The 13,173-nt window shown below is 53.8% G+C and carries 15 protein-coding genes; 6 read left to right on the forward strand and 9 right to left on the reverse strand.

The annotated features are described in order from the left end of the window. From B2Z72_RS00700 to B2Z72_RS00710, 3 genes are all read left to right on the forward strand, one after another. Positions 1-492, forward strand: a 492-nt coding sequence (locus tag B2Z72_RS00700) for an ACT domain-containing protein (protein WP_297003974.1), incomplete at its 5' end; no start/stop codon positions are given. Then, the gene (locus B2Z72_RS00705) at positions 489-1,388 is read left to right on the forward strand and encodes a TPR end-of-group domain-containing protein (protein WP_296983241.1); all 900 of its coding nucleotides are present in this window, start codon (positions 489-491) and stop codon (positions 1,386-1,388) included. The genes B2Z72_RS00700 and B2Z72_RS00705, both read left to right, overlap by 4 nt. A gap of 246 nt (positions 1,389-1,634) precedes the next feature. Next, positions 1,635-2,549 (forward strand): patatin-like phospholipase family protein, encoded by a 915-nt coding sequence (locus tag B2Z72_RS00710; RefSeq protein ID WP_296983242.1) that lies wholly within the window; start codon positions 1,635-1,637, stop codon positions 2,547-2,549. 17 nt (positions 2,550-2,566) lie between these two features. Here B2Z72_RS00710 and hemW read toward each other — a convergent pair whose 3' ends face one another. From hemW to metX, 5 genes are all read right to left on the reverse strand, one after another. Next, the gene (hemW, locus tag B2Z72_RS00715) at positions 2,567-3,709 is read right to left on the reverse strand and encodes a radical SAM family heme chaperone HemW (RefSeq protein ID WP_414716369.1); all 1,143 of its coding nucleotides are present in this window, start codon (positions 3,707-3,709) and stop codon (positions 2,567-2,569) included. A 6-nt stretch (positions 3,710-3,715) separates the two neighbouring features. After that, complete coding sequence (gene rdgB / locus B2Z72_RS00720) at positions 3,716-4,327, reverse strand: RdgB/HAM1 family non-canonical purine NTP pyrophosphatase (protein ID WP_349676723.1); 612 nt, start codon at positions 4,325-4,327, stop codon at positions 3,716-3,718. Between the two features lie 82 nt (positions 4,328-4,409). Then, entirely contained in the window at positions 4,410-4,874 is a 465-nt protein-coding gene (locus B2Z72_RS00725) for a DUF4426 domain-containing protein (protein ID WP_296983243.1), read from the reverse strand. Between the two features lie 2 nt (positions 4,875-4,876). Then, entirely contained in the window at positions 4,877-5,470 is a 594-nt protein-coding gene (metW, locus tag B2Z72_RS00730; RefSeq protein ID WP_296983304.1) for a methionine biosynthesis protein MetW, read from the reverse strand. A 1-nt stretch (position 5,471) separates the two neighbouring features. Beyond that, positions 5,472-6,632 (reverse strand): homoserine O-succinyltransferase MetX, encoded by a 1,161-nt coding sequence (metX, locus tag B2Z72_RS00735; RefSeq protein WP_296983245.1) that lies wholly within the window; start codon positions 6,630-6,632, stop codon positions 5,472-5,474. Positions 6,633-6,964: 332 nt separating this feature from the next. On the opposite strand from metX, the gene B2Z72_RS00740 reads away from it, so the two are divergent. Beyond that, positions 6,965-8,125, forward strand: a complete 1,161-nt coding sequence (locus B2Z72_RS00740) for a sensor histidine kinase (protein WP_296983246.1) — start codon at positions 6,965-6,967, stop codon at positions 8,123-8,125. A 6-nt stretch (positions 8,126-8,131) separates the two neighbouring features. Here B2Z72_RS00740 and B2Z72_RS00745 read toward each other — a convergent pair whose 3' ends face one another. From B2Z72_RS00745 to B2Z72_RS00760, 4 genes are all read right to left on the reverse strand, one after another. After that, positions 8,132-8,971, reverse strand: a complete 840-nt coding sequence (locus B2Z72_RS00745) for an ATP-binding cassette domain-containing protein (RefSeq protein WP_296983247.1) — start codon at positions 8,969-8,971, stop codon at positions 8,132-8,134. Then, positions 8,940-9,404 carry an ATP-binding cassette domain-containing protein gene (locus tag B2Z72_RS00750; protein WP_296983248.1) on the reverse strand — a complete coding sequence of 155 codons (465 nt, stop codon included), beginning with the start codon at positions 9,402-9,404 and terminating at the stop codon, positions 8,940-8,942. Before B2Z72_RS00750 ends, B2Z72_RS00745 begins: the two co-directional genes overlap by 32 nt. A 41-nt stretch (positions 9,405-9,445) precedes the next feature. After that, positions 9,446-9,778, reverse strand: a complete 333-nt coding sequence (locus tag B2Z72_RS00755) for a hypothetical protein (protein WP_297003976.1) — start codon at positions 9,776-9,778, stop codon at positions 9,446-9,448. A gap of 243 nt (positions 9,779-10,021) precedes the next feature. Then, on the reverse strand, positions 10,022-11,242 hold the full coding sequence (locus tag B2Z72_RS00760) for a polyhydroxyalkanoate depolymerase (RefSeq protein WP_296983251.1): 1,221 nt from the start codon (positions 11,240-11,242) through the stop codon (positions 10,022-10,024). Positions 11,243-11,559: 317 nt separating this feature from the next. Here B2Z72_RS00760 and B2Z72_RS00765 point away from each other — a divergent pair, with 317 nt between their 5' ends. Both B2Z72_RS00765 and qhpR read left to right on the forward strand, forming a co-directional pair. Then, positions 11,560-11,925 (forward strand): DUF962 domain-containing protein, encoded by a 366-nt coding sequence (locus B2Z72_RS00765; protein ID WP_296983252.1) that lies wholly within the window; start codon positions 11,560-11,562, stop codon positions 11,923-11,925. Between the two features lie 73 nt (positions 11,926-11,998). Further along, positions 11,999-13,051 carry an AraC-like transcriptional regulator QhpR gene (gene qhpR, locus B2Z72_RS00770; protein ID WP_296983253.1) on the forward strand — a complete coding sequence of 351 codons (1,053 nt, stop codon included), beginning with the start codon at positions 11,999-12,001 and terminating at the stop codon, positions 13,049-13,051. Positions 13,052-13,173 lie beyond the last annotated feature (122 nt).

The raw sequence follows: 13,173 nt of genomic DNA on the forward strand, positions 1-13,173 counted from the left end.
AGCCAGACGCCAAAAGTGGAAATTATTGCCGGTGCACGCAATGTATGGGCACTGGAAATCTTCGATCAGGATATGGTTGGCGATGCGCAATACGCTCAGCGTATGAACGATCTGGTGCTGGAATCCGGCGTGCGCGTACTCACCAAAGACTTTAATGCCAACACTGTTACGCATTATATGAAAGGTAATAAACGCCGCATAAACTGGCTGATGGATCGTCTGCAGAGCGCCTATCCGGATGCCGATATTCGTGTGGAAAAACTGGCCATGGTCAGTGCCATCGGTTCCGATCTGAAGATTCCTGGCCTGTTACAGAAAGCGGCTGGTGCATTATCTTCTGCGGGTGTTAACATTCAGTCCGTGCACCAGGCCATGCGCCAGGTGGACATGATGTTCCTCGTCAGCGATGCTGACTATGGGAAAGCGGTCAAAGCTCTGCACGAGCAATTGATCGAGCAATCCGCCAGCTGGACAGACCAACAGACTGCATGAAGAAACTAATTTTCTGTTTATCACTGCTGCTGAGTATCTCCGCCTTCGCCGATGGGGAAACTCAGCAGGCCGATGAAAAAGCAGAAGAAACCATCGAAGCCTTAGATCAACCACTTTACAGCCCCTTCACCGAGCGCTACCTGCTGGATGAAGTGAAAAATCTGCGCCAGCAGATTGCTGATGCACGGGTCGAACTGACCGAAAAAATCGTCGATAAAGAAATTGAAGTCGCCAGTAAAGCGATGACCTATGCCACGGACACCGTGACCTATTTCTTTTATCTGATTGCCGGTGCCTCCTCCCTGCTGGTGCTGGTCGGCTGGAATTCCCTGCGCGACCTGAAACAGCGCGTAGGCGAATTTGCCAACGACGAAATCCGCCGCATTACCGCTTCCTATGAAGAACGTCTGGATAAACTCGAAAACGAACTGCACCGTAAGTCACGGCATATTGCCAAGGCGCAGGAAGAAATTGAGCTGACCAACGAGATTCACTCGCTGTGGCTGAAAGCCTCGCAGGAAAGCACGGAACAGAGCAAGATTGCGATTTACGATCAGATTCTGCAACTGCGTCCGGATGACCTCGAAGCCCTGACATATAAAGCCGATGCCGCCCTGGCGCTGGGCCAGACCCAGTGGGCCAACAGCCTCGCTAACCGTGCGCTGGAAATTGATCCGGGCAACAGTCACGCGTTGTATCAGCGCGCCTGTGCCTTTGCTGAGTCCGGCAGTGTCGACGAAGCCCTGCGCGATCTGCAGAGTGCCATTGAGAAATCCGACTCGCTGCGGGTGCTGGCCGGTAAAGATCCGAGCTTTGAAAGCCTGCATAACGATCAGCGTTTCGTTGATATGGCCGTTCTGCCCCAGACAGAACAGACTGAAGAAAAAGACGTCTGACCGCAGTCAGCGTTATGAAAGCCGGATAAGCCTTTGTTTATCCGGCTTTTTTATTGCCAACTGTGCAGGTTGACTGTGTATCCCTTGGTCCGCTTTGTCATCCGCGGCAAATCCCTGCAACAGTCTTTCCTGACAGTTTGCGTTTTACTCTTCCTATCGGCGACATAACATTAATTCATTATCCCTTTTACCTGACCGCTCATAAGCTTTTGGCCATTGCCAGAGGTTTGTTATGTGAGGTTTCTTATGCCCTTTAATAATTCTGTATTCCGCCTGCCCAACACCTCGGCACTGGTCGTTGAAGGGGGCGCCATGCGCGGCATTTTTGCCAGTGGCGTGCTGGATTTCTTTATGCAGCACAATTACCGTCGGTTTGATTTTGCTATTGGTGTCTCCGCCGGTGCCACTAATCTGTCTGGCTACGTCTGCAATCAGCCCGGTCGTTCACACGATATCATTGTGAATTACGCTACTCAGCGTGAGTTTTTTAATCCGCTGCGGGGCTTAAAAGGCGGCCACCTGACCGATGTCGACTGGCTGTGGAATTACGCCCATCAACAGATCCCGCTGGCGGTGGAAAATCTTACCGATGGCATCCCGGTGTATGCCGTCGTCAGCCGTGTTGCCGACGGTGAACCACGTTATCTGAAAGTGACGCCGCATAATGTGCATGCGCTGATGGTGGCCAGCTGTGCGCTGCCGTTTGCCTTCCGCAAACCCATAGTGATTGAAGATGTACGCTACGTGGACGGCGGAGTATCAGACTCCATTCCGGTGAAAAAAGCCTGGGAAATGGGTGCCCGTGATATCACCGTGGTGCTGTCGCGACCACTGGGCTATCACAAGGAAGAATCCCCCCGTTCACAATCCGCTGCCGGCTTATCCATGTCCCAGCGTCTGCTCAAGCGTGCGGTAAAACGTATGTTTGGCGACGATGCCGCCATCTGGGAAACCATGCAGAACCGCGCTTATAAATACAATGAAAGCCTGAATTTCATTAATAATCCGCCGCCTGGCTGTACCATCCGCGTGATCGCGCCGCCGGAGGATTTTCATGTCAGCCGTCTGACCATGAATAAACAGAAGCTGCAGGAGGGTTACGATATGGGTCTGTTAGCTGCTAAAGATTTTCTGCGTAATCTGCAGATTTCTGCCGCCTGAGCAGCTCCATTGCCAGCTTAATCGTTCAGAAACAGCGCCAGTAATTCGTTCAGATACTGGCGGCCTTTTGCGCTGGCGCGGATGTATTTGCCGACTTCCAGCAATCCCATGGCCTGAGCTTTGTCCATCACCGTCTGCATAGAATCCAGAGGCAGGCCGGTGCGGTCTTCGAAGGTTTCATCACTGATACCATCGCGCAGGCGCAGGCCATTCATCAGACATTCAAAGCCTATGTCTTCCGGCTCGATGGTTTCTTTCCCCGCCAACCAGAGTTTATCCGGATTCAGATAATCCGACGGCATACGGGTTTTACGCGTGCGGAACAGCACGTTACTGTCCGGCAGCGTTATCTTACCGTGGGCACCGGCACCAATACCGATGTAATCACCGAAGGTCCAGTAGTTGAGATTGTGCTTTGACGCTTTACCCGGACGGGCATGCGCGGATATTTCGTAGTGGTCAAAACCTTCCGCTTCCAGCAGCGCCAGACCCGCTTCCTGAATATCCCACAGGGCGTCGTCCTCCGGCAGCAGCGGCGGTTTTGAATAAAATTCGGTGTTCGGTTCCAGCGTCAGCTGATACCAGGAAAGGTGCTGCGGATTAAACGACAGCGCCGTGCGCAGATCGGCCAGCGCCTGTTCCGGCGTTTGCCCCGGCAATCCGTGCATTAAATCCAGATTAAAATTATCGAAACCAGCCTTAACCGCCATGGCCACTGCAGCCTGTGCCTGGGCACTGTCATGAATGCGCCCGAGCGCCCGCAGATGATCATCATTGAAGCTCTGAATGCCGATGCTTAAACGGTTAATACCGATATCGCGGTAGGCGGCAAATTTTTCCGCTTCAAAGGTGCCAGGATTGGCTTCCAGTGTGATTTCAATATTGGGGGAAAATACCAGCCGCTGCTGCAGACCATCGAACAGAGTCTGATACGCCGCCGCCGATAACAGGCTCGGCGTACCGCCACCAATAAAAATGCTGTGCAGCTCACGCCCCTGTGCCCACATCAGATCCTGGTCGAGATCGGCCAGCAGATTACGGACGTACTCTTCTTCCGGCAGATCGCCATCGGATTTGTGCGAATTAAAATCGCAGTAAGGACATTTGCGCACGCACCAGGGCACGTGCACGTAGAGGCTCAGCGGAGGCAGTTGCAGCATCAGTAATTACTGCTGCCAGTTGGCCAGTAACTGCTGAATGGCCTGGCCACGATGTGACAAAGCATTTTTACGCTCTTTGCCCATCGCCGCTGCAGTGCAGCCTTCGTCCGCAACAAAAAACAGCGGGTCGTAACCGAAACCGCCTTCACCATCAGCAGCACTCTGAATGCGCCCTTCCCAGCTGCCTTCAAACACCTGCGGCTCAGGATCGTCAGCGCTGCGCATGTACACCAGCACACAACGGAAACGTGCGGTGCGCAACTCATCAGGAATACCCTGCATGCAGTGCAGCAGCTTGGCGTTATTGGCAGCGTCACCACTGCCGAAGCCATCTTCTTCTTTGGCAAAGCGGGCGCTGAAAACACCCGGCTCTCCCTGCAGAGCATCAACTTCCAGACCGGAATCATCGGCCAGTGCCGGCAGACCTGTCTGTTCACAGGCGTTGCGGGCTTTGAGAATGGCGTTGGCTTCAAACGTCATGCCGGTTTCTTCGGCTTCCGTGACGTTCAGTTCGTTCTGCGAAATCAGCTCGATATTCTGATCAGCAAAGTGGGATTCAAACAGCTGGGCGAACTCGCGCAGCTTACCGGCATTTCCGCTGGCTAATACTAATTTCATACTCAGCTCGTAAGTCGGTCAGACCACAGTTATTGAGGGGACGGCACCTTATTGTGTTTTAGATGAGTGCCGGTGGTCTGTGTTAATCGTAAAAGCGCTGATCAAATTTGACATCAAACGTGCGGGATTCACCTTCCGGTGACACCTGCACGGTGATTTTATACACATCTTCCTCATCGAAGCGGAAGGTGCTGATATAGTAAACCGCATCGCGTTCTTTAATTTCTTTGAACTGCAGCTCTTTTTTCTGACCAATCAGGTTTTTCATGTCACCGGAAACTTTGCCGGTGAGTGATTCCAGCACATCCGGCTGATCGGTTTTTTTCAGAATGCTGATGCTCAGATAGCCCATGGAACGGGAACGGGGAATGCCATAAGCCTCTGCGACTTCTGGCTGCAGGAAGCTGGAGTTCAGCCCCATGTAATGAACTTCGTAATCACCGAATACCTGCTTCTGCTCACCGCTGTCGGCCTGAACAAGCAGTGAAAATGCTGCTGACCATGCAATCAATGCGCTGCAAAGCGATCTGATCATCATTTTCTTCATCGTCACTTCCTCGTGATGTGATAGATGGCGGTTTCGCCCAGCATGGACGGCCACAGACGCACCGTCCAGTGCTCTTTGTGTTGCCCGTCTACGACGGTTTTATTCAGGATACGGATACCTTTTTCACGGCACAATATTTCGAAGTCAAGAAATGTGCATAAGTGAATATTCGGCGTGTCATACCAGTTGTGCGGCAATGTCTCGGACATTGGCATACGGCCTTTCAGCAACAGATAGAAACGCGGACGCCAGTAGCCGAAGTTAGGGAAAGTAACGATGGCTTCTTCGCCAATGCGCAGCATGTCATCGAGCAGCAGATCGGGACGATCCACAGCCTGCAGCGCCTGAGTCATAATCACTGTATCGACACTCTGATCGGTAAAGTGATTGAGGCCTTTGTTCAGGTCCTGCTCAATTACGTTCACACCGTTGGCGATACAGGCGGTGATTTTTTCCGGACTGATTTCCAGACCGTAACCACGCACATTCTTGGTTTCGCGCAGGTATTTCAGCAGCACGCCTTCACCACAACCCAGGTCGAGTACCTGGCTGTCGGGTTTTACCCAGCGCTGAATAATATTCAGATCTTCACGGATGTTATTCATCAGATGGCTCCCCTATTTCCTGCGCAATGCGTTTCATATAGGCGTCAAACACGGCCATATAGCGCGGAATAGGTAACAGGAACGCATCGTGACCGCTTTCGGATTCAATGCAGGCGTAACTCACGTCTTTATCCACCTGAATCAGAGCGTGCACAATTTCTTCTGAACGTGCCGGAGAGAAGCGCCAGTCGGTAGTGAACGACACCACCAGGAAGCTGCACTGCGTCTGCTCCAGACATTTCACCAGATCGTTATCGTAATCACCGGCCGGATCAAAATAATCCAGCGCTTTGGTCATCAACATGTAGGTGTTGGCATCAAAGCGGGTGCTGAATTTTTCACCCTGATAATGCAGATAACTTTCCACCTGAAACTCAGGTGCAAAGCTGTAATTGAGTTTGCCTTCTTTCAGTTCGCGTCCGAATTTCTGGCGCATGGCATCGTCCGACAGGTAGGTCAGATGCCCCAGCATACGGGCCTGCATCAGACCGGCTTTAGGGATGGTGCCTTTTTCCAGATAGTGGCCGTCATGGAAATCCGGATCTTTGGCAATGGCCTGACGGGCAACTTCGTTAAATGCGATGTTCTGCGCCGATAACTTCGGCGCCGAGGCAATAATTACCGCGTTACGGATACGCTCCGGGTACTGAATCGACCAGCGCAGCACCTGCATGCCTCCTAATGATCCGCCGACCACCGCTGCCCATTGCTGAATGCCTAAGCGATCCGCCAGACGTGCCTGACTGTGCACCCAGTCGCGCACCGCAACAATCGGGAAATCCGGGCCATATTCACGCCCGGTTTCCGGGTTAATACTGATCGGTCCGGTGGAACCGGAACAGCCGCCGAGATTGTTCAGCGCAACAACAAAAAAGTGATTGGTGTCGATCGGTTTACCCGGACCAATCGCACTGTCCCACCAGCCCGGTTTGGTATCCTCCATACTGTGATAACCCGCCGCATGGTGGTCGCCACTGAGCGCATGACAGATAAGTACCGCGTTGGACTTATCGGCGTTCAGTTCACCATAGGTTTCTATCATCAGATCGAATTGCGGCAGCACACGACCACTGCGCAGGGTCAGGGGCTCGTCAAAATGCAGTAGCTGAGGGGTTACCAGACCGACGGAATCGTCGGCAATTACTTCCGGCATGCTTTAGGGTATCCAGTCTGTGTCCCGGCGACGCCAGGACTGAGAAGTCAGATGTTGAGCGGCGATTTTATCAGGCTTGGCAGCAGATAACACCAACGCAACAACCGCAATGACCATCAGCCAACCATCTTAAAAGTGTTCATAAATCACTCAACAAACCGGATTCACACTGCCAAACAACAGGACCAAACAGGTCATAACTGACATTTGGCCTGAATTTCCATTAACAGCCTGATTTGACTCCTGTTTTTAACAAAAAGCGAAGGTATATTCAGGCAATTGATCGCGGCAGCCGAGCCGTTCATAACCTCAGGACGGTACCCAGGCCCCGTATGAATAACGACAGTCAGAGCGGTAACAGCCAGCATTCATCTTCGGCCTATCTGCACGACAGGCTCAGGACCCAGTTGCTTGAGCACGTCTGGAATCAATCCGGCGACAACATGTTTCTGATCCGCCCGGAGCAGGGCGAATATTATATGGTTAAGGCGAATATCGCCGAACGCACCAGCTTTGAACTGCTGACGCCGCTGCCGAAAAATCAGCCGTTGCGCGAATTTTTACCCGCCGATATTTATCAGCGCGTCGCCGCCAGCTACCAGCGCTGTATCGACGCCGGTGAGGCGATCCACTACGAAGAAGAAGAAACCATCACCAGTCACAATGGTTCCGTGCGCTATTGGCGCACGAATCTGACGCCACTGTTTGCCGAAAACGGAGAGATCGAATATCTGTTCGGTATTTCCCGTGATGTAACCAGTCTGAAACACGCCCGCGAACAGATTGAAAAAAATCAGCAGATCAAAACATCGCTGCTCAGTGGTATTGGTCAACAGCTGCACCAGCCACTGGCCAGCATGCGCGAGGCAGTGGCTGAACTGCGTACCACCAGCGATGAAGTAACCCGCCAGCGTCTGCTCGACACACTGGAACAGGCACAGTATCAGCTGCAGAATCACAGCAGTGACCTGCTTGATTTTACCAGCATAGATAACCAGCAGCTGGAACTGGCCGACGAGCCATTTTCAGTACACGATATCTGCGCCCAGGTTGGCCAGCTACTGCAGCCTGAAGCGCAGAAAAAGCACCTGACACTGACCATCAACACCGACAGCGCTATTCCGCCTCTGGTGTATGGTGACGGACCCCGTCTGCAACAGATCATGCTTAATCTGTTACGCAATGCCATCCGTTTCAGCCGTCATGGCGAGGTAAGCCTCAGCGCCAGCCTTGACCGCCGCAGCGGCCTCGACCACCAGCTGCGTTTTGTCATCCGTGACAACAGCGGCGGTATCCATCATGACGATCTGAATAAAGTCTTCCACCCGTTCAGCCGTCTGCGTCATCACGATGCTGAAACGCATACCGACCTGTCACTGAAACTGTCCCATGATCTGGTCAGAGCAAAACGCGGCAATATTCAGGTGTCCAGCGAAGCCGGCAAAGGATCTGTATTTGAGGTGGAGCTCAGTTATCCGGCGGTACCTGCATAAGTCTGGCTATTCAGACTTATGCAGATTAAGTACATGCGTCACGCCACATTGCGCGGCAAAGTCATCATCATGACTGACCAGTAGCCAACTGCCAGGCCAGGCGTTCAGCGCTGAACTGAGCACCTGCCGGCTGTCCATATCGAGATGATTGTCCGGCTCATCCAGCAGCAACAGCGCTCCGTGCCTCGACCACGCAGCCAGCAGAATATTCAGTCGCATCCTTTCCCCACCACTCAACGCTGCAACCGGCCTGTTGCATTTCAAAGCATCGAGCCCGGCCGCTGCCAATATTGTCCGGATTTCTGTCACGGCCAAAGCTCCGCTCAGGCAGTGCTGCTGAAAATATTCCAGCGTACTGGTCATGATCGGTTCAGTGCCCGCATGATGCTGCGTCAGCAGGACAGTTTCTCCAGTGATGCTGATACTGCCTGCAGTGGCGGCAAGTTGTTGGTGCAGTACCGCCAGCAGGGTCGATTTTCCACTGCCATTAACACCACGGATATGCCAGTGATGAGCTGTTTCAACCGTCAGATTCAGCGGTGTTTGCTGCCCGTAAGGCAGAACTAAACCAACGGCCCGTGCATAGGGCTGACGGCGTTTTGGTAGTGCAGGAAAGTGCCAGCGGACAACGGCCGGGGCAGCAATGGATTCCTGCGTCAGTGCCTCCCGGGTACTGTCCAGCTGACGTTGTAATTGACGCTCCTGAGCGCCACGCTGGCGTCCGGCTTTGTCTGCTTTCATATCCAGTAATGCACTGCATTGGCTGCCATCCCGCTGCTGGCGTTCACCAGTCCGGGAACGCCGCTGAGCTTTTTCACGATTCAGCTGCAACTGTGCTTTGTGCATGATCTGCCGGCCGGAGATGATCGAGACGCTGTTGCTGCGCCTGCTGTTCCTGCTGACGGATAAGCAGATAATCGTCATAGCCTGTGCCGTAGTACTTAATCTGCCGGCCACTCAATTCAAGAATGCCATCAGCTGAGCGCAGCAGAGCGGGCTGGTGACTGACCAGCAAAACACAACCACGCCAGGCAGTCAGTTTTCCTGCCAGCCAGGCACGCCCAGCGCTATCCAGATCATTGCCGGGCTCATCCAGCAGCAGAACCTGTGGCTGTAAGCTGAATGCCAGAGCCAGCCTCACCTTCTGGCGCTCACCACCGCTGAGAAACGGCAGCTGCTGATCCAGCCAGTACAGCAAGGTTGCTGGCGTAATAACAGGCTGATTGCCGCCAAAGGGCGTCACCCCTGACTCTGCCAGGCAGGCGACACAATCATCCACCAGCGTCCATAAGCCATCGCATTGCAGGAGTGTCTGTTCGGCTAACAGCCGTCTGCAACAGCCTGCAACGCGAGCAGGGAATGGCGCAGATTCAGTTCATCAGCAATGGGAGAAGCGCACTGCTGGCCGATAAGCAATCGTCGCCCGGCAGCATAAATGCGCCCGTCATAGCTCAGGTCGCCGGCACTGCCGCCACAGGCATTAAGAAAAGTTGATTTGCCGCTGCCATTTTCACCAGTAAGGGCGAACACACCCGCGCCGAGTGAACAGGACGAACATTCAATCAACTCAGTGCCATCCGGGAGTGAACAGCTGAACTGCTGCACCGTCAGAAGGGCACCAGAAGACGAAACAAGTGAAGAAGAAGTAGCCATACAACCTCCCGTTACAGACAGAAGGCGGGGCAAAAGAGTTGAAACAGACCACACCGACTGTCTGCCATAACCAGAAACAATCACTGCAAAGCGGAACCGGTAACGATCCAGCAAACCAGTGGCGGGTTAAAGCAGGTAACAGGTGGTTTAAATCATGTCAGCGGAAGACTCCGGTCGGGATGTGTAAAGGCTAACACCTGACCTGAGTGCTGTCAGGTGTTAAAAGAAGCAGCGATGCCGTGATCAGGCGTGATCGCGCATAAATTTTTTCACCTTAGGCGCAATGCTTTCACGGAAGCGGCGGCCGTTAAAAATACCGTAATGGCCGACGCCCTCTTCCTCGATATGCATTTTCTTACCTTTGCCGAGTTTGCTGCACAGATCCAGCGCGCAGGACGTCTGGCCGCGGCCGGTGATGTCATCCATTTCCCCTTCGACCGTCAGTAACGCCATATCGCGGATTTCACTCAGGTCGATTTTTTCGCCGCGGAATTCCATCTCGCCGCGCGGCAGCTGATATTCCAGAAATACCCGGCGGATGGTATCCAGATAGTAAGGCGCGGGCATATCCATCACTGCCAGATACTCGTTATAAAACTGGCGGTGAGCTTCAGCGCTGTCGCCGTCACCTTTGATCAGGTCGTTAAAGAATTTAAAGTGCTTATTGATGTGTGAATCCATGTTCATCGACATAAACCCGGACAGCTGCACAAAGCCCGGATACACCAGCTGGCCACGGCCTTTAAAGCCTTTCGGCACGCGCATGATGACGTTCTCTTCGAACCACACCAGATCCTTACCCGAAGCATAATCATTAACCTCAGTCGGGCTGATGCGGGTATCCACCGGCCCGCCCATCAGCGTCATGCTGCGCGGCAGATTCGGGTTTGCGTGTTTTGACATATAAGCGGCGGCGGCGAGCGCCGGTACACAGGGCTGACACACTGCCAGTACATGGGTGTCCGGCCCCAGCCAGCCCATAAAATCGATCAGATATTCGATGTAATCATCAAAGCGGAAGACGCCATCGCCCATGGGGACATCACGGGCATTCTTCCATTCGGTAATATACACCTCGTGGTCACGCATAAATTCCTTCACGGTACCGCGCAGCAGGGTGGCGAAGTGGCCGGACAGCGGCGCGACGATTAAAACCTTGGGTTGTTTGAGTGCCCGGGTGCGGCGGCGGAAGTGCAGCAGATCGCAGTACGGCTTACTCATCACATGGTCATAACTGACGTCGACGGTGCGGCCGTTAACCTCTGTGGTATCCAGCTCCCAGGCAGGCTGTGCGTAATATTCGGTCAGCCGCTCGGTCAGCTCCATGGAGGCCCGGAAAGTACGGAAGGCCCAGCTGCTGTTCAGTGGATTCCACGGCTGGTAAGCCATCTGCCGTGCCTGGCGTGCCATCACATGCACCGGACGCATGGCTTCCATGATCTGGGCATTCATCTTATAGAGCATTCTTTAACTCCCTGTCCGTTGTTTAAGGACCTGTAAATCTGCCGTGCCGGATAACGCACACTGATAACATCAGCCTATCAGAAGGTTTGCTCTTGCGTGCCTGTCCGCAGCCCAGCATTGTCAGCTTGGGAAGCTGCAATAACGTCTCTGGCCCGTTCGGCCATGCCGCGGCTGTCACATACAGCTCTTTTATCTGATACCTGTCAGGCTACGATAGCAGAGCGCCCGCCTTTTTGACGGGCTTCAGACGGAAAGTTCTGATAAAAATATCGACTGAAATATCCGCAAAATAACAAATACCGCCCAACGGAGGCCTCATGCAAAGCGAATCCCGCCAGACAAATTCTCCACGTCCGGACCACAGCCAACCCTTTACCAGCTTCGCGGAGTTTTACCCCTACTATCTCAGCGAGCACCGTAACCCGGTATGCCGTGTGCTGCATTACACCGGCAGCCTGACGGCCCTGGCGGTTATTCTGTATGCTCTGTTCAGTGGTACCCTGCTGTTGCTGCCGCTGGCTCTGCTGGCAGGCTATGGCCCGGCATGGACCGGACACTTCTTCTTTGAGCACAACAGGCCGGCAACCTTTAAATATCCGTTGTGGAGTTTTGTCGGAGACTGGGTGATGTTGTGGGACTTCCTCACCGGCCGTTTAAAGCAGAAGATGGCCGCACGCCCGTAAACGCAGTGTTTCCGGCAGTCTGGCGCAGAGGTTGCTTTCCTGAGGGGAACGAAAGTTTCCTCAGGTTACGATTATGCCTCAGTCCACACTGCCAAAACGTCAGCCACAGCGCCGCAGCCAGGTGCCGTCCAGCGTGCTGGGATCGGTCACGGTGGGACTGGAGGAATTTATTCAGTCGCAGGGCGCTGAAAGCCAGCCGGTACTGTCCCGCGCTGGTCTGAAGCCGGGCCTGTATCAGCAGCCTAACCGCCATATCTCCCTGAAGAACTACTGCAATTCTATGCACGAAGCCGCCCGCGCCACGGGCAATGAGCACTTCGGACTGTGGTTCGGCGAGCAGTTTGCGCCAGAGGGTCTGGGGCTGTTCGGCTATCAGGCGATTACTTCTCCTACGCTGCGTGATGCCATCTCTGGTATGGAGCAATGGTTCCACGTTTTTCAGCGCAACAGCCTGCTGAATTTTTCCTCGTCCGGCGGTATCTGCCAGCTCGAGTACCGCCTGTTAGACGGCGACATTATGGACCGCCGGCAGGACGCCGAACTGACCATCGGCATGCTCAACAATGTGCTTAAACGGGGCATGGGCGATGGCTGGTCACCACTGGCGGTGCATTTTCAGCACCCGGCTCTGGTGGATGCCAGCCCACACCGCGATGCATTTCATTGTGATGTGAACTTCAGTCAGGAACGCAATGTGATTCTGTTCCGCGAAGCCTGTCTGGATGTGCCGATGCCGGATGCCAACGCCATGCTCAATCGGGTGTCGCTGGGTTCGATTCTGGATCTTGATGGCCGCGTGCGTCAGCCGATGACCACCAGCCAGCGCGCCAAGACGGAAATTATGGATCTGCTGCCCGCCGGCGAAGCCGGTATTGATCAGGTCGCCCGGCGGCTTAACCTGTCGCGCCGCACCCTGCAGCGTATGCTCGCCGATGAAGGCTTTACCTTCAGTCAGTTGACCGATGAAGTCCGTGAATCGCTGGCTGAGTATTATCTGAATTACGATCAGCTGAGTATTTCTGAAGTGGCTTTCCGCCTCGGCTATTCCGAAGTCAGCGCCTTTACCCGCGCCTTCGTGCGCTGGAAAAACCTCAGCCCCAGCGACTGGCGTACGTCTTCACACTGACCACCCATTCATTCTCTTTTAACTTCCGGTTCCAGCAGGTCTTTTACACACCAGATCTTTTACAAATGGCACCGGATGTCAAAACTCCGGTACCGGATGTTAACGGCCTAACCTTCCATCGC

It is taken from the genome of Thalassolituus sp. UBA6592, assembly GCF_002433655.1.
Lineage (GTDB): Bacteria > Pseudomonadota > Gammaproteobacteria > Pseudomonadales > Oceanobacteraceae > Venatoribacter.